The 23,584-nt window shown below is 62.8% G+C and carries 20 protein-coding genes and 2 pseudogenes; 11 read left to right on the top strand and 11 right to left on the bottom strand.

All coding sequences use genetic code 11. From position 1 onward, the window contains the following. Window position 1: 1 nt before the first annotated feature. Window positions 2-1,846 (top strand): ABC transporter ATP-binding protein, encoded by a 1,845-nt coding sequence (locus FJV80_RS09540; RefSeq protein WP_142876216.1) that lies wholly within the window; start codon window positions 2-4, stop codon window positions 1,844-1,846. Window positions 1,847-1,869: 23 nt separating this feature from the next. On the opposite strand, the gene FJV80_RS09535 is transcribed toward FJV80_RS09540, so the two are convergent. Next, the gene (locus FJV80_RS09535; RefSeq protein WP_095771639.1) at window positions 1,870-2,145 is read right to left on the bottom strand and encodes an exopolysaccharide production repressor exox; all 276 of its coding nucleotides are present in this window, start codon (window positions 2,143-2,145) and stop codon (window positions 1,870-1,872) included. A gap of 600 nt (window positions 2,146-2,745) precedes the next feature. Between FJV80_RS09535 and FJV80_RS09530 the strand changes: the two genes are divergently transcribed. Further along, window positions 2,746-3,423, top strand: a complete 678-nt coding sequence (locus tag FJV80_RS09530; protein ID WP_095771942.1) for a sugar transferase — start codon at window positions 2,746-2,748, stop codon at window positions 3,421-3,423. A gap of 84 nt (window positions 3,424-3,507) precedes the next feature. Further along, window positions 3,508-4,767, top strand: a complete 1,260-nt coding sequence (locus FJV80_RS09525) for a polysaccharide biosynthesis/export family protein (protein ID WP_185975170.1) — start codon at window positions 3,508-3,510, stop codon at window positions 4,765-4,767. A gap of 292 nt (window positions 4,768-5,059) precedes the next feature. On the opposite strand, the gene FJV80_RS09520 is transcribed toward FJV80_RS09525, so the two are convergent. Next, on the bottom strand, window positions 5,060-6,376 hold the full coding sequence (locus tag FJV80_RS09520) for an O-antigen ligase (protein ID WP_142876214.1): 1,317 nt from the start codon (window positions 6,374-6,376) through the stop codon (window positions 5,060-5,062). Between the two features lie 335 nt (window positions 6,377-6,711). Next, window positions 6,712-6,798, bottom strand: a pseudogene (locus FJV80_RS35690) (3-oxoacyl-ACP reductase); the annotation flags it as partial. A 34-nt stretch (window positions 6,799-6,832) separates the two neighbouring features. Between FJV80_RS35690 and FJV80_RS09510 the strand changes: the two are divergent. From FJV80_RS09510 to FJV80_RS09485, 6 genes and pseudogenes are all read left to right on the top strand, one after another. Beyond that, window positions 6,833-7,024, top strand: a pseudogene (locus FJV80_RS09510) (helix-turn-helix transcriptional regulator); the annotation flags it as partial. A gap of 101 nt (window positions 7,025-7,125) precedes the next feature. Further along, window positions 7,126-7,875, top strand: a complete 750-nt coding sequence (locus FJV80_RS09505; RefSeq protein ID WP_095792023.1) for an SDR family NAD(P)-dependent oxidoreductase — start codon at window positions 7,126-7,128, stop codon at window positions 7,873-7,875. 227 nt (window positions 7,876-8,102) lie between these two features. Beyond that, entirely contained in the window at window positions 8,103-9,452 is a 1,350-nt protein-coding gene (locus FJV80_RS09500; protein WP_142876213.1) for a glucoamylase family protein, read from the top strand. Next, entirely contained in the window at window positions 9,442-10,971 is a 1,530-nt protein-coding gene (locus tag FJV80_RS09495; RefSeq protein ID WP_142876212.1) for a mercuric reductase, read from the top strand. The genes FJV80_RS09500 and FJV80_RS09495 overlap by 11 nt, the downstream gene beginning before the upstream one ends. Window positions 10,972-11,141: 170 nt before the next feature. Continuing rightward, the gene (locus tag FJV80_RS09490) at window positions 11,142-12,365 is read left to right on the top strand and encodes a glycosyltransferase family 4 protein (protein ID WP_095771634.1); all 1,224 of its coding nucleotides are present in this window, start codon (window positions 11,142-11,144) and stop codon (window positions 12,363-12,365) included. Beyond that, on the top strand, window positions 12,362-13,936 hold the full coding sequence (locus FJV80_RS09485; RefSeq protein ID WP_142876211.1) for a glycosyltransferase: 1,575 nt from the start codon (window positions 12,362-12,364) through the stop codon (window positions 13,934-13,936). The genes FJV80_RS09490 and FJV80_RS09485 overlap by 4 nt, the downstream gene beginning before the upstream one ends. Here the strand turns inward: FJV80_RS09485 and FJV80_RS09480 are convergent. The 3 genes from FJV80_RS09480 to FJV80_RS09470 form a co-directional block, all read right to left on the bottom strand. Further along, window positions 13,919-14,911, bottom strand: coding sequence for a hypothetical protein (locus tag FJV80_RS09480; protein WP_142876210.1), 993 nt, complete (start codon window positions 14,909-14,911; stop codon window positions 13,919-13,921). The genes FJV80_RS09485 and FJV80_RS09480 overlap by 18 nt on opposite strands. Before the next feature lie 64 nt (window positions 14,912-14,975). After that, complete coding sequence (locus tag FJV80_RS09475; protein ID WP_095771632.1) at window positions 14,976-15,551, bottom strand: DUF1349 domain-containing protein; 576 nt, start codon at window positions 15,549-15,551, stop codon at window positions 14,976-14,978. 54 nt (window positions 15,552-15,605) lie between these two features. Next, window positions 15,606-17,045, bottom strand: coding sequence for an aldehyde dehydrogenase family protein (locus FJV80_RS09470; RefSeq protein ID WP_142876209.1), 1,440 nt, complete (start codon window positions 17,043-17,045; stop codon window positions 15,606-15,608). A 240-nt stretch (window positions 17,046-17,285) separates the two neighbouring features. Between FJV80_RS09470 and FJV80_RS09465 the strand changes: the two genes are divergently transcribed. Together FJV80_RS09465 and FJV80_RS09460 are read left to right on the top strand one after the other, a co-directional pair. Continuing rightward, window positions 17,286-17,945, top strand: coding sequence for a TetR/AcrR family transcriptional regulator (locus FJV80_RS09465; protein WP_179296377.1), 660 nt, complete (start codon window positions 17,286-17,288; stop codon window positions 17,943-17,945). Between the two features lie 149 nt (window positions 17,946-18,094). Continuing rightward, window positions 18,095-18,769: a helix-turn-helix domain-containing protein gene (locus FJV80_RS09460; protein ID WP_142876267.1), complete on the top strand. Its 675-nt coding sequence runs from the start codon at window positions 18,095-18,097 to the stop codon at window positions 18,767-18,769. Between the two features lie 36 nt (window positions 18,770-18,805). Here the strand turns inward: FJV80_RS09460 and FJV80_RS09455 are convergent, their stop codons facing one another. The 5 genes from FJV80_RS09455 to FJV80_RS09435 all read right to left on the bottom strand — a co-directional run bounded on the left by FJV80_RS09455 (window position 18,806) and on the right by FJV80_RS09435 (window position 23,522). Further along, window positions 18,806-20,017 (bottom strand): epoxide hydrolase family protein, encoded by a 1,212-nt coding sequence (locus FJV80_RS09455; RefSeq protein WP_142876208.1) that lies wholly within the window; start codon window positions 20,015-20,017, stop codon window positions 18,806-18,808. Between the two features lie 216 nt (window positions 20,018-20,233). Continuing rightward, complete coding sequence (locus tag FJV80_RS09450) at window positions 20,234-20,719, bottom strand: hypothetical protein (protein WP_142876207.1); 486 nt, start codon at window positions 20,717-20,719, stop codon at window positions 20,234-20,236. 116 nt (window positions 20,720-20,835) lie between these two features. Next, entirely contained in the window at window positions 20,836-21,396 is a 561-nt protein-coding gene (msuE, locus tag FJV80_RS09445) for an FMN reductase (protein ID WP_142876206.1), read from the bottom strand. 62 nt (window positions 21,397-21,458) lie between these two features. Then, window positions 21,459-22,706, bottom strand: a complete 1,248-nt coding sequence (locus FJV80_RS09440; protein ID WP_095771625.1) for an SfnB family sulfur acquisition oxidoreductase — start codon at window positions 22,704-22,706, stop codon at window positions 21,459-21,461. 24 nt (window positions 22,707-22,730) lie between these two features. Beyond that, window positions 22,731-23,522 carry an ABC transporter ATP-binding protein gene (locus tag FJV80_RS09435; protein ID WP_095771624.1) on the bottom strand — a complete coding sequence of 264 codons (792 nt, stop codon included), beginning with the start codon at window positions 23,520-23,522 and terminating at the stop codon, window positions 22,731-22,733. Between the last annotated feature and the right edge of the window lie 62 nt (window positions 23,523-23,584).

Below are 23,584 nucleotides of genomic sequence, written 5' to 3'. Positions count from 1 at the left end.
CATGTCGAAATCTTCGATCCTTCGCCTGTCGCTGTTTCGCGATGTCGCCGCGTTCGGCGCCGTCATCGCCCAGATCGGCGGGCGGCGGACCTGGACGGCACTGCTGTTCCTGATCCTCGGCAGCCTGACGGAAGGCATTTCGATCCTGCTGCTTGTGCCGCTGCTGCACCTGGTCGGGCGCGCCGACCAGGATTTCGCGGTCCGCTTGCCGAACAATGATTTCGTGCGCTGGCTGGTGCCCGAGGGAACGCTGCAACTGACGACGGTGCTGTGCGCGCTGGTCGGGCTCGTTGCCGTGCAGGCAGCATTCAACCGCTTCAAGTCGGTCTACATGGCCAGGCTTCTCTTCGATTTCGTCAACCGTTTGCGCATGAACCTGTTCGAGAGCATCGGCAAGGCGCGCTGGGGCGTGTTCTCGCGCATGCGAAGCTCCGATCTCGACCATGCCCTGACCGGCGACATCGATCGCGTCCAGGGCGCCGCCTTCTCGCTTTTGATGCTGGTGCAGATCGCGGTGCTTTTGGTGGGCTATCTCGTGATCTCGATGTTCATCTCACCGGTGATGACGGCGTTTGCGATCGTCATCGGCATCGTGATGTTCATAGCGCTGCAGCCGTTTCGCGCGCGCGCCACCGCTTTCGGGCGTGTCCTGACCAGCAATCGCCAGGATCAGTACCGCACGGTCTCGGAGTTCCTCGGCGGCATCAAGGTGGCCAAGAGCCTGAATGTCGAGGCCAGCTATTTCGCGCAGTTGCGGTCGACGTTGGAAAAGATGAAGGCCGACAATATCGACTATGTGCGCAACAGCTCGATCGGCACCGCGGTGTTCCAGGTGGCGAGCGTGGTAGGCCTCAGCCTGTTCATCTATGTGGCGCTGGTCCGCTTCAACCTGTCGCTGGCCGAGATTGTCGTTCTGCTTCTCGTCTTCATGCGCATCGCGCCGCGCTTCATGGACATGCAGACGCAGGCCCAGCAGGTGCTGATCAACCTGCCTGCCTATACGGCCATGCGCAGCCTGCAGGCCCGTTTCGACGCCGAGCGCGAACCCGGCCATGCCGAATCCGGGGATGCCGGCAAGCTGTCGCTCGATACCGGGCTGAACATTCGCGGCGTCTCCTTCGGCTACGACGACGGCTCCGGCAAGGCAGTGGTGAGCGACATCACCTTCGGTCTCCCTGCCGGAAAAGTCACCGCCCTGATCGGCCCCTCGGGATCGGGCAAGAGCACGATCGCCGACATGCTGCTCGGCCTGCTCGAGCCGACCGCCGGCAAGATCCTGGTCGACGGCGTCGAGATCGATGCCGGCAATCGCCGGCGCTGGCGTGATCAGGTGGCCTATGTGCCGCAGGACGTGTTCCTGCTGCATGACACGATCGCGGCGAACCTGCGCCTTGCCGCGCCGCAGGCCAGCGACGACGATCTGTGGATCGCGCTGCGCGCCGCTCATGCCGGTGACTTCGTCGAACGGCTCGACCTGCAGCTCAAGACGGTGGTCGGCGACCGCGGCGTGCGGCTCTCCGGCGGCGAGCGCCAACGCATTGCGCTGGCGCGTGCGCTGCTGCGCAAGCCGTCGCTGCTCATCCTCGATGAGGCGACCAGCGCGCTCGACTGGCAGAACCAGTCGCTGATCGCCCGGTCGATCGACGGCTTGCGCGGCGCGATGACCATCCTGACCATCGCGCACCGGCCATCGATGATCGCCTTCGCCGACTGGGTGGTGGCGATGGAAGACGGCCGTATCGTGGAGGTCGGCCAGTATCAGCGGCTGAAGGCCAAGCCGGCGAGCCGGCTGTCGAGGATGCTGTCGGGGGAACAATCGGAAACCGAACCCGCCGATGTGGCCTGAGGCCGCGGATACCTTTGCAGGAGCTAATGCAGGCTGCGCCGGGCGTTGCCCAGCTTCTCGCCTTCGGTCACGTCGGGCGCACTCAGCTTTCTCTCAGCTTCGCGCAGCCTGTCGGCTTGCGTCGGCGCACTCCTGGCGATCATGGCATAGACGAGGACGAAATAGCCGGCCTGGATGATACCGGCACAGATGATGACGCGCATCAGCGTCATGCCCAGCGAAGCGCCGCCAAGCCATGACCAGGCGACGACGATTGCAAGAGCGAAAATCATCCCAACGATGAATTTTGGAAGCGACATACCCAACAGCCCATAAACCGGCCCGGGTTATATCAAACGATAGCCCCACCCGAGCGCCGTCCCTTGTCATGCGGGCTTGTAGAGGTGCCCGCTATCGGCCGGTTGCTTCCGGCCTTTCAACCTGTCGCCACTCTGACAGGTATAATTTGCAATTCTATTAAGGCGAGCAGAAGGCGGCAAGGGCAACCGCACATATTTTTGATTGAGCTTGCGCGATCGACTCTGGCATGCTGCAACGCACACCACCGCAATTCACTCAACCTGCAGCCGCCGACCCGTTTCAGTACAATTCCCAATATTATGTAGTATTTTATGTTAATAGTCGGGAACTTTGCGCCTTCCTAAAGCTCTAATATGTACCATTCCGGGCCTGCGAGAACGCCTTGCCCCAGATTCGCCGCGAAAAGGGCTGCATTTTTTTACGCTTGCCCATTTATTGTCACAATTGTGCTAAACATCCTGAAAAATGTGCATCGCTAGCTTATTATTTAGTCAATTCATGACGTGACTATTTCAGTGGGCCGGGAAATTGTGTGTTGCGCTGCAACATTTTTTTGGTATCGTGTGGTGAACCATTCGTTCAACGCATGGAGTTTCCGCATGAGGGATATTGCCAAGTCGGCCACGGCGGGCTTTTCGCAGGCTGACACCGATTTTCCGCCGCCTATCGGCGGCCTCATCAAGCGCAGCTTCGATATTGTCGGTTCACTGGTTGGTCTGATCGCGCTCAGCCCGCTGTTCATCATGGTAGCGCTGCTGGTCAAATTTTCCGACGGTGGATCGATTTTCTACGGCCATCGGCGAATCGGGCGCGGCGGACGGATTTTTCCGTGCCTGAAATTCCGCACCATGGTTCCGGACGGTGACAAGGTGCTGGCCGCCTATCTCGCCACCAATCCGGAGGCCAATGCGGAATGGATAGCGACCCGCAAGCTGAAGAACGATCCGCGCGTCACCCGTGTCGGCGCGGTGTTGCGGAAGCTCAGCCTCGACGAATTGCCGCAGATCATCAACATCCTGCAGGGCGATATGAGCCTTGTCGGGCCTCGCCCGGTGGTGCGCGACGAGCTGGAAATCTACGGCAGCGCCGCCGTCTACTATCTGAAGTCGCGGCCCGGCCTGACCGGCCTGTGGCAGGTCAGCGGCCGCAATGACGTCTCCTACGACAGCCGCGTCGCCTTCGACCGCCACTATGTCGAGAACTGGTCGCTGTTCGGCGACGTGCGCATCATCATCAAGACCGTGCCGGCCGTCTGGATGTCACGCGGCTCCTACTGACCGGACGCCGGGACCAGGCATCCGGCGGCAAGCTCATCGGGCGATGGGGCTAAAACGGATCGGAACGTTCAGTTGAAAAAAGACATGTTCGAAGCTTTTGGCAGCGGCCGCTTTTCCGGCCGCTCTCGGCTTATGGCCACCTGCCTTGCGATGTCGCTCGCTTTGCTTCCCCAGGTCGCCATCTCAGGCGAATACCAGCTCGGCTCGCAGGACAAACTCAACATCCGTATAGCCGAATGGCAGACCGTCGAAGGCACGTTCCGCGACTGGTCGGCGGTGAACGGCGAATACACGATCGGCCCGGCCGGCACGCTGTCGGTGCCTTTCGTCGGCGAGTTGCCGGCGGCCGGCAAGACCACGGCGGAAGTCGCGGCGGCAATCGGCGAGGCACTGCAGCACAAGCTCGCTCTGTCGGACAAGCCCGAGGCCTCGGTCGAGATGGCGCAGTTCCGACCCTTCTATATTTCGGGCGAAGTGCAGAATCCCGGCCAGTTTCCTTTTGTGCCCGAACTGACGGTGCTGAAAGCGATCAGCGTCGCCGGCGGCATCAGGCGCAGCGCCGATTACGGTCCCCAGCTCGGCAAGGACCTGGTCACCGCCAAGGGCAATTTCGATATCTCCGACGACCAGCGCGTCCGGCTGCTCGTCAGGCGCGCCCGCATCGATGCCGATCTGGCCGGCAAGGCAAGTTTCGAAGCGCCCAAAGAGGTCGAGGGCGATCCGCGGCTGCCGACCATCGTCGCCGACGAAATGACGATCCTGACCGCAGATCAGAAGGCGCTGAAGCTGAAGCTCGAGGCGCTCGACGATCTCAAGAGTGTCCTTCAGTCCGAAATCGAATCACTGCAGAAGAAGATCGTCAACCAGCAGAAGCAGGTCGACCTGGCGCAGCAGCAGCTCACCAGCATCGGTCCGCTGGCGCAGAAGGGACTGGTCGCCAATGCGCGACTGCTGGATTCGCAGCAGTCCGTCACCGACCTGCAGGGCAAGATCCTCGACTACGAGACGGCCATTCTCACCGCCAAGCAGTCGATCAGCAAGGCGACGCAGGATGCCATCGATGCCCAGAACACGTTGAGCTCGAGCCTCGCCGCCGACCGGCAGCAGACCGAAGCCGACCTGAACGAGGCCGCGCTGAAGGTGAACATGCAGAAAGGCCTGATAGCCCAGGCCAGCGATCCCGCGACGACGGCCGCCATCACCAATGGCCAGCAGCCTAACCTGCTTTATTCGCTGGTGCGCAATGTCGACGGCAAGACCAGCGAAATCGCGGCGAAAGAAGAAACACCGGTGCTGCCCGGCGACGTGATCAAGGTCAAGCTGGCACCGCTGGCCAGCCAATAGGTCGCGGACTTCGGCGCGATCCAGCCGCTCCGATCCAGGCCCGTCTGGTGGAGGTTTTGCCATGATGAGCGATCCAGGCCACGAAATGATAGAGCGTTTCACCGTTTCACGGAAACGGCGAGCCGTTCCATCTCTTTGTTCCGACGCAATTCCCAAGGGAAACCGCCACGCGCTTTTCCCGCAAAAAACCGCTCACACTTTTCGTGGAATTGCTCCAGAGCGCGCCGCCTCGAAGGACGGGAATGTCTCGTTGCCGCAAGGCGCTATGCGCCTTTGGGCAACGTGGATGGGCTCATGATGGATCGGCTGCGGCCGGACGGCCGACATGCCGGGGCCAGGCCGGCTCGCCCCTTGCCGCCGCATCCGCCGGCTCGAAGGCCGGCGACCAGCGCGTGCGGGTGACCGGCAGCCGTGTCAGCTTGAAGTAGCTGAAATACATCAGGAAGGAGCCCATAATGTAGGGGTTGAGGACCTCGACCTCGACGAAGGAGCGGATGAGCAGCAACACCATCACGCCGAACAGCACCACCGATTCGGCCTGCCATGCCTTGAAAATCACCGTAGAGACATGGCCGTAGAGCGTTCGCAGCATGATCAGCGAGATCATCACCGCACCGGTAAAGCCGAGTTCGACAAGCGCCTCGACATAGGTGTTGTGGAAATGGAAGCCGGTGCGGGTGGTGATGTAGAATTCATTCCACAGCCGCTCGGCCTCGGCAAAGCCCTGCACCCAATAGGCGGCATAGCCGACGCCGAGGATCGGCGAGCGCTGCGCGGCGTTCCAGCCCTGCTCCCACAGATAGGTCCGCCCGGTGAGCGTCGAATCCTTGCCGAAGAGGCCAAGCACGAAGTCCATGAGCCCGAGATTGAGGGCCACAACGGCCACCACCACGATCAGGCCGGCGCCGACCAGGAAGATCACCCGGCGATAGCGCCGTGACAAAAGCTTGGTCATGGCAAGAAGCGCGATCAGCGCCAGGACCGCCGGTATCGAGGCCATCGACGTGGCGGAATGCGAAATGACCAGCAGGTAGGCCGACAACAGCACGACAGGCACGGTCAGGATGAAACTCAGCCGGCCACGCCGCAGGAAAGCGAGGAACACCACGGAGAAATAGATGCCGAGCGAGCCGACGAAGCCGATCTGGTTCTTGGAGGCAAAAGCGCCGACGAAATTGTAGGTGCCGTCAAGGACGTCCTCGGAATAGGCCCCGACCTTGAGCGAATAGAGCATGACGAAGAAAATCCCGACCAGGGCGCCGAGCGTCAGGGTGCGCACGCTGACGGTGCGCGCCGCGACATAGGCACAGGCGATGTGGGACAGGTACTGGACCGCCGTTCTGGCGGTGACGCCGGGCGCCTGCGACCAGAAGATGGAAAAACAGATATACGCCGCGAACAGCAGCGGCAGCCAGGCGCTGGAGAGCTGGCGCAGGAAGCGCCGGTAGTCGACCAGGACGAGCGGAAGCCAGACGGCGTAGTAGGCCAGGATCAGCACCTGGCCGAAAATGACGGAATAGGAGAACGCCCAGATCGAAACGGCAACGGCAAAAGCGCCGTAGACCGAGTTCCTCTCGGGATCGACCAGCAGGGACTTTGGAATTTTCATCTCAGAGTCCGGTCGGCGCGGCCCAAGACCAGCAAATCCGGCAGGCGGCAGGCCAGCCGGCATATCCGCAAAGAGGGGCGTGCAATAAACGGCATCTCCATTGTGCAGTGCAATATAACCTATCGCACCGCATGCTCAATGGCAAATCCGGTCACCTTGTCTTACATCAGGGCAGTTCACCGTTTAACGGAAACGGCGAACCGCTCTAACTCTTTGTTTTGACGCTATTCCGGACGGAAAACCGTTCACACTTTTCCTGGAATTACCCTAGCGGACGGCGAGAGAGCAGCCGGTGGTCCGTCCCGCGACAGCCGCCTGGATCAGCAACGAGAACGCTACCACAGTGCTCCGCCGGTGATCTGGATGTTTTCCATGGTGATGCCCGTGGCCAGATCCGAGCAGAGGAACACCGCCAGTGGAGCCCCAGGGCTGCGTGCCCTCGAAGTCCATGAAAGCCTGTGGCCGGAACTGTCGCTGCGCGAGCGGGAACTGGTGCAGCTGGTCCTCGCCGGCCATCCGACAGCCAACATCGCCGAGCGTCTCGGCATCACCGTCGGAACCGTCAACAACCACCGCCGGCGCATCCAGGAAAAGCTCGACATCACCACCGAGCGGGAGCTGTTTTTGCAGTTCTTTCAGCACCGATAGCGCCCCTGCTGGCCTACCAATATCCCGTTCGGCGAGCCCGATCCCGCCTTGAACTTGGTTGCCGTTGACTTCACATTCGCCACCGATTGGGAGGAAGATATATGTTGAACTTCGCGGGACGCTTCGCTGGCCGGTCAGCCGTCATCACCGGCGGAGCCTCGGGCATCGGCCTGGCGGTCGCACAACGGATCGTCGAGGAAGGCGGGCGCGTCTGCGTCTGGGACCGTGATCCGGCCCAGATCGAACAGGCGAAAACTCTCATCCCTGGCCTGCATGGTGTCGCCATTGACGTCGCCGATGCCGCCGGCGTCGAAGGCGCCGCCGCAAGGACGATCGAAGCGCTTGGCGGCGTCGACATTCTGGTGACCAGCGCGGCCATCACCGGGCCGAACATGACAACCTGGGCCTATTCGACCGAGGATTGGCAGAAGGTCATCGACATCAACATCAACGGCGTCTTCTACTGCAACAAGGCGCTGGTGCCGCACATGCTGGAACGCAATTATGGCCGCATCGTCAACATCGCCTCGATCGCTGGCAAGGAAGGCAATCCCAACGCTTCCGCCTACAGCACGTCCAAAGCCGCCGTGATCGGGCTGACCAAGTCGCTCGGCAAGGAACTGGCCAAGACCAAGGTGACGGTGAATTGCGTGACGCCGGCGGCTGTGCGCACAGCGATCTTCAAGCAGATGAAACAGGAGCACATCGACTTCATGCTGTCCAAGATTCCGATGGCGCGCTTTGGCGAGGTCGAGGAAGTGGCGGCGCTGATCTGCTGGATCGCCTCGGAAGAATGCTCGTTCACGACCGCCGCCGTCTTCGACGTTTCCGGTGGCCGCGCCACGTATTGATCCGGGCCGGAACATCCCCACATTGGCCGGTGCAACTACAAATCCGCGTGACGAGGCAACGATCGGAACTGGACAGGCTTATAGTCGCTGACGTCTGTATTGGCGACAGAACAGGGTTTGAGGGAAAGCCATGACACGACGAGACAGTTTGGCGATGACCGATGGCCGCCGTGCCGACGCCGGGAGATCGACAGGGCCCACGGCCATCGGGCTGGAGATTGCATCGCTTGCCTGAAGCAGAGCCCGCAGCGCTGTCCGATGACGAACTTCTGGACCGCTACCAGCGCGCGGCCTTCGGCTATTTCCTGGAGAATGTGAACCCCGACAACGGGCTGGTCGCCGATACATCGCGGCCGAATTCGCCGGCCAGCATCGCGGTCGTCGGTTTCGCCCTCTCCTGCTATCCGATCGGCGTCGAACGCGGCTGGATGACGCGCTCGGCGGCGGTGGAGCTCACGCTTGCGGCGCTGCGTTTCTTCTCGGCCAGCCCGCAAAACGGTGGTGATGGCGTCACCGGCCACAAGGGTTTCTACTACCACTTCCTCGACATGCGCACCGGGCTGCGCGTCTGGCGCTGCGAGCTGTCGATGGTGGACACCGCCTTGCTGATGGCCGGCATATTGGTGGCCGGCGCCTATTTCTCCGGCGGGAACGAGAAGGAGGCCGAAATCCGGCGACTGGCCGAAGCGCTCTACCGGCGCGTCGACTGGCGCTGGGCGCAAGGCAGCAGCCCGACCTTGCGGCAAGGCTGGAAGCCGAAGAGCGGTTTTCTCCACTATGGCTGGGAAGGCTATAACGAGGCGACCATCCTCTATGTGCTGTCGATGGCCTCGCCGGACAGCCCGACTTCGGACGACAGTTACGAAGCCTGGACGGCAACCTACCAGTGGGAAAACATCTACGGCCATGACGTGCTCTATGGCGGTCCGCTGTTCATGCATCAATTCTCGCATGCCTGGATCGATTTCGCCGGCATCCGCGACGCTTTCATGCGCGAGAAGAACTCGGACTATTTCGAAAACAGCCGCCGCTCGACCTATCTCCACCGCGACTATGCCCGCCACAACCCCTATGGCTTCGACGGCTATGGCGAGAACCTTTGGGGCCTTTCGGCCGGAGACGGGCCGGGCGGCTTCCGCGCCAGTGTGGAGCGACGGAGGCACCGGTTTTCGGGTTATGCCGCGCGCGGTGCACCGTTCGGGCCGGATGACGGGACGATCGCGCCATGGTCCTATCCAGCGTCGCTGCCTTTCGCGCCTGACATCTGCCTGGCAGCCATGCGTCATCTCGGCGAGCGCTATCCGCAAGTGATCGACAATTTCCGCCTGCCGAGCGGCTTCAATCCGACCTTGGCCAATCGGCGAAAATTCGGTGGCAACGGCTGGGTGTCGGAAGGCCATTACGGGCTGGACCAGGGCATTGTGGTGATGATGATCGAGAACCACCGCTCGCGCCTGATCTGGGAGCTGATGCGCTCCAATCGGCACATCCGCCGCGGCCTGGACAAAGCGGGTTTCACCGGCGGCTGGCTGGCACAGCCGTCAGGCTCCGCATCGGGAGCCTGCGATGGCGCATGAACAGACAAGGGCGGCCTCCTTCCCGGTCGACCGCAACGACGTCGACCTGGTCCGGGGCGCGCATCCGCCGCACTGGAAGAACCCTACGCCCGACGGCCCCTACAATCTCGTCGTCATCGGCGCCGGACCAGCCGGGCTGACCGCGGCGCGCGACGCCGCAAGCCTTGGCGCGAAAGTTGCGCTGATCGAGCGCGGGCTGATCGGCGGCGCCTGCATCAATGTCGGCGGCATCCCGTCGAAGTCGATCATCCGTACGGCCCGGCTCTATGCCGACATGCGCGATGCCGAGAATTTCGGCGGCGACACGCCGGCGCGTCTTCCGGTCGACTTCGAACGGGCCATGATGCGGATGCGGCAGATCCGGCAGCGGCTCAGCCGTGCCGATTCGGCCGCTGCCATCACAGCCGAAGGCATCGACCTCTATTTCGGCGAAGCGCGCTTTGGCGGACCCGATACGGTGTTGGTCGCCGGCAAGACGCTGCATTTCAAGAAGGCCCTGGTCGCGACCGGCGCGCGTCCCAGCGGGCCGGCGATCCCCGGACTTGCCGAGGCCGGCTATCTCGACAATGAGAGCATGTTCAACCTCACGCGACGTCCCGAGCGGCTCCTGGTCATCGGCGGCGGGCCGCTTGGCTGCGAGACGGCGCAGGCCTTCTGCCTGCTCGGCGCGAAGGTCATCCTGGCGCAGAGCGATCCGATGTTCCTGCCCGGCGAGGAACGCGACGCCGCGCAGATCCTATCGGACGCGCTGGCGCGCGAGGGGGTGGAGGTACGCCTGAACACCGAGGTGGTGGCGGTGCGCAAGGAAGGCGGCAAGAAGCACGCCGACCTTTTGCGGGACGGCGACACGACAACGATCTCCGTCGACGAGATCATCACCGGCGTCGGCCGTTCGCCCAATGTCAGGGATCTCGGGCTGGAAGAGGCCGGGGTGGTGTATGACGCCAGCGGCATCAAGGTGGACGATCACCTCAGGACGACCAATCCGCACATCTACGCGGCGGGCGATGTGTGCCTGGAGTACAAGTTCACCCATACCGCCGAGGCAACGGCACGTATTGTCGTGCGCAATGCCCTGTTTCGCGGGCGCGAAAGGCTCAGTGACCTCGTTGTTCCCTGGTGCACCTATACCGATCCGGAGATCGCCCATGTCGGGCTCTATCCAATCGAGGCGCGGCAGAACGGCATTCCGGTCAAGACCTATACGGTGCTGATGCATGACGTCGCCCGCGCCGTGATGGACGGCGAGGAGGAAGGGTTCGTCAAGATCCATGCCCGGGAGGGATCCGACCGCATCCTGGGGGCGACGGTCGTCGCGGCCCATGCCGGCGAGATGATCAATGCGGTGACGCTTGCCATAAGGTCCGGCATGGGATTGCAAGCCCTGGCCGACGTCATCCATCCCTTCCCGACGCAGGCACAAGGCATCAAGATGGCGGGCGATGCCTACAGGCGAACCCGGTTCACCTCCTTGCGCAGGCGTCTGGCGGCGCGCTGGCTGGCCTGGTCGAGGCGATGAGCCTGGCCGCGCGCCGAGGACTCGGGGGCGCGGCGGACTCAAAATATCCAGTGCTTGACGAAAGCCTTGTTCAGCTAAACAAGGTGGCGCTGATGCCTGTAGTCACGGAATCGTTCTGAATGCCATCCGAATTGGACCCCCTGCCTGGCACAAAGCCCCAGGCGTCAGCATTGAACGGCACAGGCGCGCAACCAGCTGTCTGCCAGCCCGGGCGGGCGACCCAGAAGCGTACGCTGGTCGTGTCGCACGACCCGGGCTTTCCGCCGGCTTCAGGCGCGGATCTGAGAAACTATCGCAACGCCGAAGCGGCCGCCAGGTTCGGACCGGTGTGCCTGGTTTCGGTGAAGCCGAACAAGGCAAGGAATGCGCCTGATCCATTGATCCGGGTCGAGGCCCTGTCGATCGAGGGGGAGCCTCGCACGGCCTCGATCGGTTGGTGGCGCTCAAGGGCGGAGAATCGCATACCGCGTTCCGCGCTGACCCGGCTTGAGGCACTCGTCCGTGAATTCCGCCCTGACACCATCATTGTCGAGGGGGTCGGCCTGTTCAAGCTGCTGCGGCCGCTGCGGCCGCTGGCGGAGCAGCTCATTCTCGACATGCACAATGTCGAGTCCGACCTGGCCGGACAGATCAGGCGTCTCAGTGCCAAGCGAAGCGCGGCAGCATTCGGCGTCCGGTTCCTCGAGAGAAAAGCACTGTCCCTTGTCGACAGGGTATGGGTCTGCTCGAACCTCGATCGCCAGAAGCTGATGACGCTTTCCCGGCACAAGATCCCGATCGACGTTGTTCCGAACGGAATTCCGCAGCCCGGGGACAGCCGCGCGCGCCTGCCCGCCGAGCCGCCGACCGACAACGGCTTTCCGGTGATCGTGTTCATCGGCCATCTCGCCTACCCGCCAAACATCGATGCCGCCCAGCGGCTGGCCAGTGTCATATTGCCCCGTATCCGAAACGCCCTGCCGGATGCCAGGCTCGTCCTGGCGGGACGCACCCCGCGACCGGAAGTGCAGGCATTGGCCAGCTTGCCTGGTGTGGAGCTCATCGAAGATCCCGCGGATGTCGCGCCGCTGTTGTCCAGCGCGCATCTCACCATCGTCCCGCTGACGGCGGGTGGCGGCACACGCATCAAGATCCTGGAAGCAATGGCCGCGGGCGTGCCGGTGATCGCCACGCCGATCGCGGCCGAAGGCCTGGATCTGGTCGAAAATGACGAGGTGTTGCTGTCTCAATCCGACGAAACGCTTGCCGAGATGGCCATCGGACTCTGTCTCGATCCCGAACGCAGGGCGCGGCAACGCCTTCGGGCGCATCAGGCGGTATGGGCAAGGTTCGGCCCGCAAGCGATCCGCGATGCCGTTCGTGACGGGCTTGGACCAAACGGCGCTGCTGGATGATTCCGGCAATCCTGCACCAGACCTGGAAGAGCGACGCCATTCCCGCGCGCTTCCAGGCATATGCAGACAGCTGGAAGCGGCACAATCCGCACTGGACGGTGATGTTCTGGAGCGACCGGATGCTGCTCGAATTCGTGGCCGAGCACTACCCTGATTTCCTGTCGATGTTCTGCGGCTACACGAGGGGCGTGCAGCGCTCGGATGCGGCCCGCTACATGCTGCTGCATCATTTTGGCGGGGTCTATGCCGACATCGACTGCGAATGCGTCGCGGCCTTCGATCCCATCATGGATGAGACCCGTGTCGTGCTGTGCAAGGAGCCGGCGTCGCATGCGGCCGTCCAGGCGGATTTCCGGGGCCTGCCCTATCTTCTGTTCAACGGAACAATCGCCAGCCCGCCCAGGCATCCGTTCTGGATGCATGTCCTGGCCATGATGCCCGGGCTCGCCGGCGCCAAGGACGTGCTCGACGCGACCGGTCCCTGCCTTTTGACCTCTGCCCAGCGCAGCTACGGCGATCAGGAAGCCTTGGCCATTCACCCTTCCGGCCTGTTCACGCCGGTGACGTCCGCGGGGAGCATGGAGCGTGAGGCCGGCGACGATACTGCGGCACTTTCGATCCATCACTGGGCCGGCACATGGTGGATCCCGGAGCCGCCACCGAGATGGACGACCAGGCTGCGCAATCAAGCCTATCGGCTCCGGTACCAGCTGACGCGCGGCGCGTATCTGGATGAGGCCGAGGCCAAAGCCGGCGTCGACAAGGCGGTTCTGGCGGCGCCGCCGCCTTCGGGCCAGAACATCGCCGTTCTGGTGCCGCTTCGCGACGCCGCCGACCTCATCCAACCCTTTCTCGATGCGCTGGACGGGCTCGACTACCCCAAGGACAGGCTCAAGCTGGTCTTCTGCGAAGGCGACAGCCTGGATGGCAGCTGGGAACGGCTGCAGGCTGCGACGGCGGGACTGGCCGGCAAATATCGCGATATCGTGCTGCTGCAACGACATGTCGGCACCGGGCTGGACAGGGCAAAACGGGCCAAGCCGAGGATGCGACGCGTGAGGCGCGGCGCGATTGCCAAGGTGCGAAATTACCTCATCGACCACGGGCTGAAGGAAGACGACGACTGGGCGCTGTGGATCGATATCGACGTCTGGCGCTTTCCCGGCGATGTGCTGAACCGGCTGATCGCCACGCGGCATCGCATCGCTGTGCCCAACTGCGTGAAGATCGCCGGCGGCAGCAGCTTCGACCTCAACAGTTTCGTTATCCGACGGCAGACCAGGGATTATCGCTATTACCGCGAGATACGCGGCGGTCTGCACCAGCCTCCCAGGGAGACACCATATCGATATCACCTGAGCGATGTCAGGCATCTCGACATCATCGGCCTCGATGCGGTCGGCGGGACCATGCTTCTGGTCGATGCCGCTCTGCATCGCGGCGGCCTTCGCTTCCCTGAAATTCCCTACCGCGACCTGATCGAGACCGAAGCCTTTGGGGTGCTCGCCAACGATCTCGGCATCCGGCCGGTCGGCCTGCCGAAGCTGGAGATCCTACACGTCCCCTGGTGACGCGGCAGCCTGCCGAAGTTGCTGCCTGAGGGATTCCAGATAGGCCTGCGGCCGCAGGCGCCGCCACAAATATTCCCGGTCCGTCAGATGCGCGGCCTTGCCGATCCAGCGCTGTGGCGCTTCTGGATCCCTGACCTCGTGCCAATCCTCGACAATGATGACCGGCAAGCCTTCGTAGAGAGGATCGAGCGGCGAGGTCTTGGTCACCACGATGCACCCGAGATATAGCAGCTCCCATGTACGGTGGCAGTCGAGGCCGTTTCCCGTGGTCGAAAGCACGAGCGGATATTGCGAATACAGCTGCCAGATGCCGCGCTGCGAAACGCGCCTTTTCAGGAAGTCGACATGCGGGCATCCGTCCAGGACATCAAGCAATTCCCGACGCTCGCTCGAGCCGCTGCTGACGCTGAAATCACAGAATATCCTGGGCTGACGACGATCCGCATTGCCTTGCCGGCCGCGCAGGGTTTGCAGTTGCCGCACCAGTCCGGCAGGCGTCGCAAGGGAGCGTGGCGTATGGAGGTCCAGCCCGATCGGGAACGGATTGATCCGGGGATGAACGCCATCGCAGTTCTGGCTGTACCAGGACACCAGATTGGGGTTGGCGAGAAGCCGCTCGACGGTGTCCTTCGCCAGGTCCGACGGCACCGAGGCATCGCCGTCTGTCGTCAGCAGGATGAAGGGAGCCTTGATGGTCGGCAAGACGACCCGGGTGAACGTATCGAGGTCGCAGTTTCGCCGCTCCCTGGCCAATGTGCTCAGCCGCACCCAGACGATGCCGTGCGCGCCACTGTAGTGGTCGCGGAAAAAGGCCTCGCTCTGCGTCGATTCGGTCGGCGCGTTGCGATACCACTCGGGTCCGGCGAAGTCGCAGAAGCAAGCGATGCCTTGCGACCACAGCACGGACGGAACGCCGAGAGATCTCAGCGCCCAGGACCGCACCGCCTTTTTGAGTTTTGCCCGCCAACGCGACATGCCCATCGGCAAGGCTTAGCCCAGACACCGTCGCGCCTGCAATGTCCCAGTTCCCGCCCGAACGTCAGCCGTGGAGTTCCCGGGAAATCGGCGGGCCGACCGAAAATCCGGAGAATGTGACCTCGAAACCCTCGCGCTGCGGCGAACAGCACATCATGCCGACATCGACCGTCTTCGAGATCGGAAAATAGGCGAGCCGCACCGGCTTCCAGCGACCGTCCGAAGTGTCGAGATACTGGACGCGGATCGCCTCGCCGTGGCGGGTCAGACGGATGCTGACCCCGTTCGGACCGGCATGAATGGCGACCAGCGACCAGTCCGATGTGTCGTTGGTGACGACGACGGAGAAATAGGCAAGGCCGTCGGTGTATTCGATGCCGGCCTTGATCCAATGCGTTTGGCCGAGCCGGACCATCAGTCCGGCCTGGTCATAGAGCACCTTGTAGTCGCCCTTGACGGTGACTTCGGCGGTGAAATCGCCCTCGACCGGCCGATGCAGGAAATGGCCGTTGTCGCGCCAGAAACCGTAGAAGGTCTCGCGCCAGAAATCGGTCTCCTTGCCGGTGCGCACGCGCACCGCATCGCCGTCGATGGCGTGATGCGGCGGCGGGTTGAGCCAGGTCAGGTCCTGCAATGTCATCGCCTCATGCCGGTTCCGTGGTGAAGGTCGCCGGCCCGACAGGCCGGCGCCCGATCAGCCCGCGAATGTATAGGCGGTCTTTACCGTGGTGTAGAACTCCATGGCATAGCGGCCCTGTTCGCGCGGGCCGAAGCTCGAGCCCTTGCGGCCGCCGAAGGGAACATGGAAATCGACGCCCGCCGTCGGCAGGTTGACCATCACCATGCCGGCCTCCGAATTGCGCTTGAAGTGGGTGGCATGTTTCAGGCTCGTGGTGCAGATGCCCGAGGTGAGCCCGAAAGGCGTGTCGTTGGCGACGGCAAGCGCCTCGTCAAAATCCTTGACGCGGATGACGCTGGCGACTGGGCCGAAAATCTCCTCGCGCGAGCTGCGCATGCCATTGGTGGCTTCGGTCAGCAGGGCCGGGCTGAGGTAGAAGCCGGGCGTCTTGCGGTCGAGCCGTTCGCCGCCGAAGGCGAGCGTGGCTCCCTCCCTGACGCCGATGGCGATATAATCCTCGTCCTGCTTCAGCTGGGTCGCGTCGACGACCGGGCCAATCTGGGTCTGCGCATCGAGCGCATCACCGATCACCAGCTTGCCCATCCGCTCCTTCAGCGCATCGACGAAACGGTCATGGATACCTTCGGTCACGATCAGCCTGGACGAGGCGGTGCAGCGCTGGCCGGTCGAGAAGAAGGCGCCGTTGAGCGCGCAATCGACGGCGACCGCGAGATCGGCGTCGTCGAGCACGACCAGCGGGTTCTTGCCGCCCATTTCGAGCTGGAACTTGCGCATATGCTCGACACTTGCCGCGGCGACGCGTTTTCCCGTGCCGACCGAACCGGTGAAGGTGATGGCGTTGACATCGGGGCTATCGAGCATCGCCTGGCCGACCACCGAGCCCTTGCCCATCACGAGGTTGAGCACCCCCTTGGGCAGGCCGGCGCGGTGCAGGATATCGACGATGGACCAGGCGCTCTCCGGAACCAGCTCGGCCGGCTTGAAGACGATGGTGTTGCCATGGGCGAGTGCCGGCGCGATCTTCCAGGCGGGGATGGCGATGGGGAAATTCCACGGCGTGATGATGCCGACCACGCCGACAGCCTCCCGGGTGATCTCGACGCCGACGCCCGGCCGCACGCTCGGCACCATCTCTCCGGTCAGGCGCAATGTTTCGCCGGCAAAGAAATCGAATATCTGGGCGGCGCGGATGGTCTCGCCAATGCCTTCGGCCAGCGTCTTGCCTTCCTCACGCGCCAGATTGCGGCCGATCTCGTCCTTGCGCGCCATGATCTCGTCGGAGGCCTTTTTCAGCACCGCATGGCGGGCCAATGGACCGGAACGGGACCATGAAGGAAACGCCGCCTTGGCCGCCGCGATTGCCTGCTTGGCCTCGTCGACCCCAGCCGAGGCATATTCGCCGACGACATCGCCGGTGTCCGAAGGGTTGATGTTGCGGGAGCCGGCATCGCCGACCCATTCGCCATCGATGAGGTTCTTTCGAAACTGTGCCATATCTGGTCTTTCCTGCTGGTAGGCCGCGCGGCGGCATCTGTGTGAACTGGTATTTGCCAGACAAATGCCTTGCGGGAAAGCACGCACTGGTCGAACAGCCGCGACAAAAATCCCCGGGCCAGCCGTTGCAGCCAGCCCGGCTGGTATCCGCGGAGCGTTGTTTCCGACCAGGCGAGTTGCCCTGCACACCTATGTCCATAGCCTTGATTTGGCTGATGCGGCGTGTCATGCGTCGTACAGATGGCAGCACTCGAAACGACGATCCAGCGCGCCGGCGCCACCGGCAACATCAAGGCCACGCGTGAAGACTGGCTGAAGTTGGCGCTTGAGACACTGATCTCGGATGGTGTCGAACGCGTCCGCGTGCTGACACTTGGCCAGCAGCTCGATGTCTCGCGATCCAGCTTCTACTGGTATTTCAAAAGCCGCCAGGATCTGCTCGACCAGCTGCTGGACTATTGGCGGCAGACCAACACAAGGTTCATCGTCGAGCGCGCCTCGCGGCCTTCCGCGACCGTCATCCGCGGCGTGATGAGCATTTTCGAATGCTGGGTGGACGAAAGGCTGTTCGATCCCCGGCTGGACTTCGCGATCAGGGCCTGGGCCCGGCGCTCACCCACCATCAGGCGCGCGCTCGACGAGGCCGACGAGGAGCGCGTCAATGCCATACGCGACATGTTCAAGCGTCATGGCTATGAGGACGAGGACGCCTTCGTGCGCGCTCGCGTCCTCTATTTCATGCAGATCGGCTATTACTCGCTTGAGCTCAATGAGCCGATGAGCACCCGTCTCGCGCACGTCGCCTCCTATCTGCGCAGCTTCACCGGCCAGGAGCCTCCGGCGGAAGATGTCGAGGACTTCGCGCGATACGTCGAGAAGACGCTTTCTGGCAAACGATAGACGCAGTCGCCGGCCGGCCCTGACCCGACAGTTTTCCAGACGCGATCCGTAGAACGCCCACCCCCCATAGCCAGCATCGCGCAAGGGTTCGACTGTATGATCTCCATTCATGAATCGAATTCGCAGTTTTGCCGGAGCAATTGCCGATCATGGTCCAAAAGCATACGAGCCGGTCATCCCCCCATCCCTGGATCGACACTGTCTGGCAAACCGTGTGTTTAAGAGACGGGATTTACAAAGCCACACCGGACGGTTCGTGGGATCTGATCCGCAGCGTCGCGCCGGACGGGATTTCCGTGGTGTTCTTGAGCGGCCAGGCAACCGAGCCGGTCGACGTGCCATATGTCGAGGGTGAGCACTCGGTTGTCATCTCATTTGCCGCCCATGTCTATCTTGCGCGCGACATGGAGGTGCGAACCGGCGCGACGGTCCGTTTTCTGGATGTAGAAGAAGACGAATTTCTATTGGATGGCGTGGAACTGCCGTTACCGACTTTCCTGAACGCCGAAGCTCTTGTCGACGAGATGATCGCCGCGGGGCTGCTTGCGTCCGACGACGTCGTGGCCAGCGCCTTTACCGAGAAGCCCAAGGCCGCCTCCAAACGCTCCGTGCAACAGCATTTCAAAAACACCACCGGCATTACGCAGAAGGATTTCCAGTTGATCCGCCGCGCCCAGGAAGCGGTTCGGCGTTTGAAAGCCGGCCATAGTGCCACAGCCGTGGCTTTCGATCTTGGCTATACGGATCAACCGCACATGATCAAATCCATAAAGAGGATCATGGGTTCTCTGCCCTCAAACCTCGATGCGGTTCACAAGATCTGACGCCGGGTGAAGGTTTCGCCCGGCGGATTCACGGCGCTATTTCGTGACGAGCGCGGCGAATTGCTTGATGTCTTCGACATAGAATGCGGGATCTTCCCACGCGGCGAAATGGCCCGCTTTCTCCATATCGTGAAATTGCGCGACATTTCCCGAGGTCTGGCGGTCCGCCCATTCGCGCGGCAAGCGAACGCCGCCCGGGATCGGCACTTCGGTCGCCACCGCCACCGGCACCCCCGTGTTGTTTCCCTTGATGGTCGGCTGCTGCATCGCGTTCTGATTGTAAATGCGGAAGGACGAGGCCGCCGTTTCCGTCAGCCAATAGATCATGATGTTGGTCAAAAGCTCGTCGCGACCAAATCTGGCGTCGGCCTCATCGCCGACCCCCATCCCGGCCATGAAGCTCATGATCCATGCGGCAAGTCCGACGGGCGAATCGTTCATGGCGAAGGCGAGGCTTTGCGGCTTCGTCGCCTGGATCAGATTAAAGGCGCCATGCATGAAGAACCATTGCTGGATCGCGCCGGCGTAACCTTGCTCCGGCCCGCCGAGGGCGCCAAAATCCGTGGTCTGGTCCGGGTAGCCCACATCGGTCAGGTGGGAGCCGATAAGCTTGTCCGGGTGGCGCTGCGCCAGCGACATGGCGATTACCGACCCCAGGTCACCGCCAGCCACGATGAAGCTGTCGTAACCCAGGACGTCATTCATGAGGTTTGCAAAAATGTCGGCCACCTTGTCGGCGGGCAGAGCCGTTCTGCCGGAGAACCCGGTCCCCGGAATGGACGGCACGACGACGTGAAACTCCTCCGCCAGGGCATCCACGACCTTGTGATAGCGGTAAAAACTGTCCGGCCAGCCATGCAGCAGAAGGATTGCCGTCGCGCCCTTCTTTCTCGACGGCTGATGGACGAAATGGAGGTCGATGCCCTCGATATCGACCTTGTAGTTTGGCAATGCGTTCAGGCCCGCTTCGGCCTTTCGCCAATCATAGTCATGGAGCCAGTAGTCGGTCAGCTTCTTCATGTAATCGAGATTTGTGCCAGTCATCCATCCCGCTCCGGCGGGCTCATCCGGCCAGCGGGTGTGGCTCAGGCGCGTCGTGAGATCGGCGAGCTGGTCATCGGAAACGGCAATCTTGAACGGGGTCGGCTTGGCCATTGTCGTGTTCTCCTGTGAGAAGGCGCTGCGATCGGCGAGACCGCCGAGAAGGGCTGCCGCAATGAGGCTTTTGGCAAATTCGCGGCGGTTCATTCTCGCAGCTCCTTGTTCTTTTTCGATGGAGCCAAACTATGGGAACGGCGGCAGCGCGGATTGTAAATTTGCGCAATTCATCCGGACGAGACGAGCACGCGACAGGTCTCATTCTCGCGCCCGTTGAGGCATGAGGGATGCACGACGAAACGGTATGCGGTGCGGCGTTCCGCCACCCGGCAACAGAGGATGGAGGCTGACGAATATTCCGCTTTTCTAGAGGGTGAACGACCAGAACAAGCAGGCGAGCGTCGCGGCGGCGAAGACCACGAAGAACAGGCTGCGCAACAGCACGTTGCGGCGCAGTTCGTTCATGAAGAAGTGACAGCCGACGATGGCGACGGCAAACAGGAACCGCCAGTTCAGCAAGGCCAGGAGAGCGCTGCCCTGGCCGAAGGCCCATCGGGCGAGAAGGCCGCCGACGATGGTGGCAAACAGCACGATCACCGTCCAGAAGATCGCGTCGGCCGCATGGGTAAGGACGATGCTGGCGGCGCGGATCGGCAGGATCATCATCAACAGCGCGCTGAAGAAGAAGACGGCGGCGAGCGGAATGAAGGTTCCGGCATCGGCGATGCCGTCGAGCCGCCTGACGCCGATCGCGCCATAGGGATAGCCGTGACGGGCCACCGCCAGGCTCAGCGCCATGAGCAGGGCGGCCAGCACGGCGACGAGTGCGAAGGTCGTGAGGGCTTTGCTCATGGTGTTCCTGTCCCGGACGAATCAGACAGGAACTTTGTAGCGGGCGGTCGTAAATTGCACGTAAGCGACGGCACCACCGGTGCCGATTTCAATCGGTGAAATCCGCTGTCGGGCCGCTATTCGGCGGCGACCCTGCCTGTCGAGCGATTGGCCAGCACGAAGCCGACCTCATCCACCGCCTGCGCCGCGCGCTTCAGGATCGCCTCGGAGCGCAGGACGCCGTCGGTGAAATCCTTGTCGGTGGCATAGACGGCCGTCGGCAAGGCAAAGGCCTCGAAGAAACCGAACAGCGGCCGCAGCTGATGCTCGACGATCAGGGCATGGCGCTCGCCGCCACCGGTCGCTGTCAACAGGACGGGCTTTCCGCGGAGTGCTGCCGGGTCGATCAGGTCGAAGAAGTGCTTGAACAGGCCGGTATAGCTGCCCTTGTAGGTCGGCGAACCGACCACCAGCGCATCAGCGGCGAGGATCTGCGCCAGGATCGGCTGCGCCTGGCTGTCGAGGTCGCGCGCCCACCGTGCGGTGCCGAGCGATGGACCGAGATCCTCGACATCGTAGGTGACAGCCGACAGGCCATGGCGCGTGGCGATGTCCCTGGTGACCAATTCGACGAAGGAGCGCGTCTTTGACGGCCGGGTGATGTTGCCGGAAAAACCGACGACTGTGGGGTTTGACATGGCAGTGGGCCTCTCGGATGTCGAAGTTGGAAATGGCGGGCCACATGGCCCGCCGAGGGAAATCAGCTCCAGGCGTGCAGCGGCGGGTTTTCGCCATTGAGGAAATATTTGCCGAGGATCGAGTACTTCCAGCGTACCGGATCGTGCAGCGTGTGGGTGCGGGCATTGCGCCAATGCCTGTCGAGATTGTGCTCGGCCAGCGTCGAGCGGGTGCCGGCCAGTTCGAACAGCTTGTTGGTGGCGGCAATGGCGATCTCGGTCGACAGGATTTTTGCTTCCGCCGTGACGATCTGCGCATGCGCCACCGTTTCGGCGGTCGGCTCGGCCACCGCCTTGTCGATCGCCAGGCCCGCTTTTTCGAGCAGTGCCTGCGCAGCGTGCAGGCGCAATGTCAGGTCGCCGACCGCCTGGATGGTGTAGGGGTCGTCCCAGGCATTGTCGACGCCGCTGTCGATCCAGGCGCGGCTTCTGGTCCTGACGAAGTGAACCGTTTCGTCGATGGCCGCCTGGGCGATGCCGGTGTCGACCGCCACCTGGATGATCTGGAAGATGGCGCCGTCGGCGGTCGGTCTGTCGTAGCCCTTGTAGCCGGGCACCAGAAAAGTCTTCGGCACCTTGACGTTGTCGATGATGACGGTGCCGGACAAGGTCGTGCGCTGGCCGAAGCTCGACCAGTCGTCGATGACGGTTAGGCCTGGCGCTGCCCGGTCGGCAATCGCATACCAGGCGCGGCCCTCGTCATCGAGCGCCACGATCGGCACCAGATGGGCAAGCAACGCGCCGGACGAATAGAATTTGCGGCCGTTGACGACGACATGGTCGCCCGCATCGGTGAAACGGGTCTCGAAATCGGCGGCGCGCTTGGAACCGAACTCGGAAAAGGCGTTGCCGAACCGCGTGCCTTTCAGCACCTCGGCGAACAGCAGCTTCTGCTGGTCCGCGTCGGAAACGGTGCGGATCGCAGCGACGACGCCGAGATGGTTCTGGGCGATCTGGCCGATCGAGGAATCCGCAGCCGAGATGATCTCGATCACCTTGGCCAGCGTCGCATAAGACACCTCCGGTCCGCCGAATGCCTTGGGTACGTTGATCGACCACAGGCCGCTCTGCGAGAATGCGTCGAGTTCGGCAACCGGCCAGATCCGTTCGCGGTCGCGCCGGGAGGAGTCCTTGACGAATTCGGCCGCGAGGGCGCGGGCGACCGCGATCGCTTCGGCGTCATCCCGGATGATGTGGGCCGGCGCCGACGGCCTTGCGACCGGCGGCACGGCGGCGGAGGCGTGGTCTGTCTTGACGGTAGAGACGGTCATATTGCTGCTCCTTGAGATTTCGTTTCAGGCAACGGCATGGAGATGGGTTGGCTTCGCAGCCGGCGATGGTTGTTGGCCGAGATAGAAGGCGCGGACATCCTCGCGCTGGCGAAGATCGGCGGCCGCGCCGGCGAGAACGGAGACGCCGTTTTCGAGCACCGTGGCGTGGTCGGCATAGCGCAGCGCGACAGCGGAGTTCTGCTCGGCGACCAGGATCGACAGGCCGCTCTCGCGGTTCAGTTTCCTCAGCGTCTGAAAGATGTCCTGGACGATGAGCGGGGCGAGCCCCATCGACGGTTCGTCGAGGACCAACAGGCGCGGCCGCGACATCAGCGCCCGGCCGATCGCGGTCATCTGCTGTTCGCCGCCCGAGGTCAGGCCGGATAATGTCCGGCGCTTTTCCTTCAGCCGGGGAAAATAGGAATAGATCCGCTCAAGATCCGCGCTGATCTCGCTACGGCGGCCGCTGCGGCCGATGCCGCCGGCGACCAGGTTTTCTTCGACGGTGAGGCTCTTGAAGCAGTGGCGGCCTTCCAGCACCGGAACCAGGCCATCGCGCACCAGGCCGCCCGGCTTGCGGCGTGAGACATCGGCGCCGTCATAGCGGACGGTGCCGGCGTTGACCTGTCCACGCTCGGCCGGCAGCAGGTTGGAAACGGCCTTCAGCGTGGTGGTCTTGCCGGCGCCGTTGGCGCCGAGCAGCGCCAGGATTTCGCCGCGCCTGATCTCGAAACTGACGCCATGCAGCGCCGTGATGGCGTGGTTATAGGTGGCATGGATCGTGTCGACCGCAAGGATGACGTCATTGTCCGGCATGGGGCTCTTCTTCCGCGGTTCGAAAACCGTAAGGAGCGGGCGCCGCGGAAGCTGTCCGTGGC

It is taken from the genome of Mesorhizobium sp. WSM4310 (assembly GCF_007003935.1).
GTDB lineage: Bacteria > Pseudomonadota > Alphaproteobacteria > Rhizobiales > Rhizobiaceae > Mesorhizobium.
Note: the sequence above shows the minus strand (reverse complement) of the source record. Positions and strands in the feature narration are given on the sequence as shown.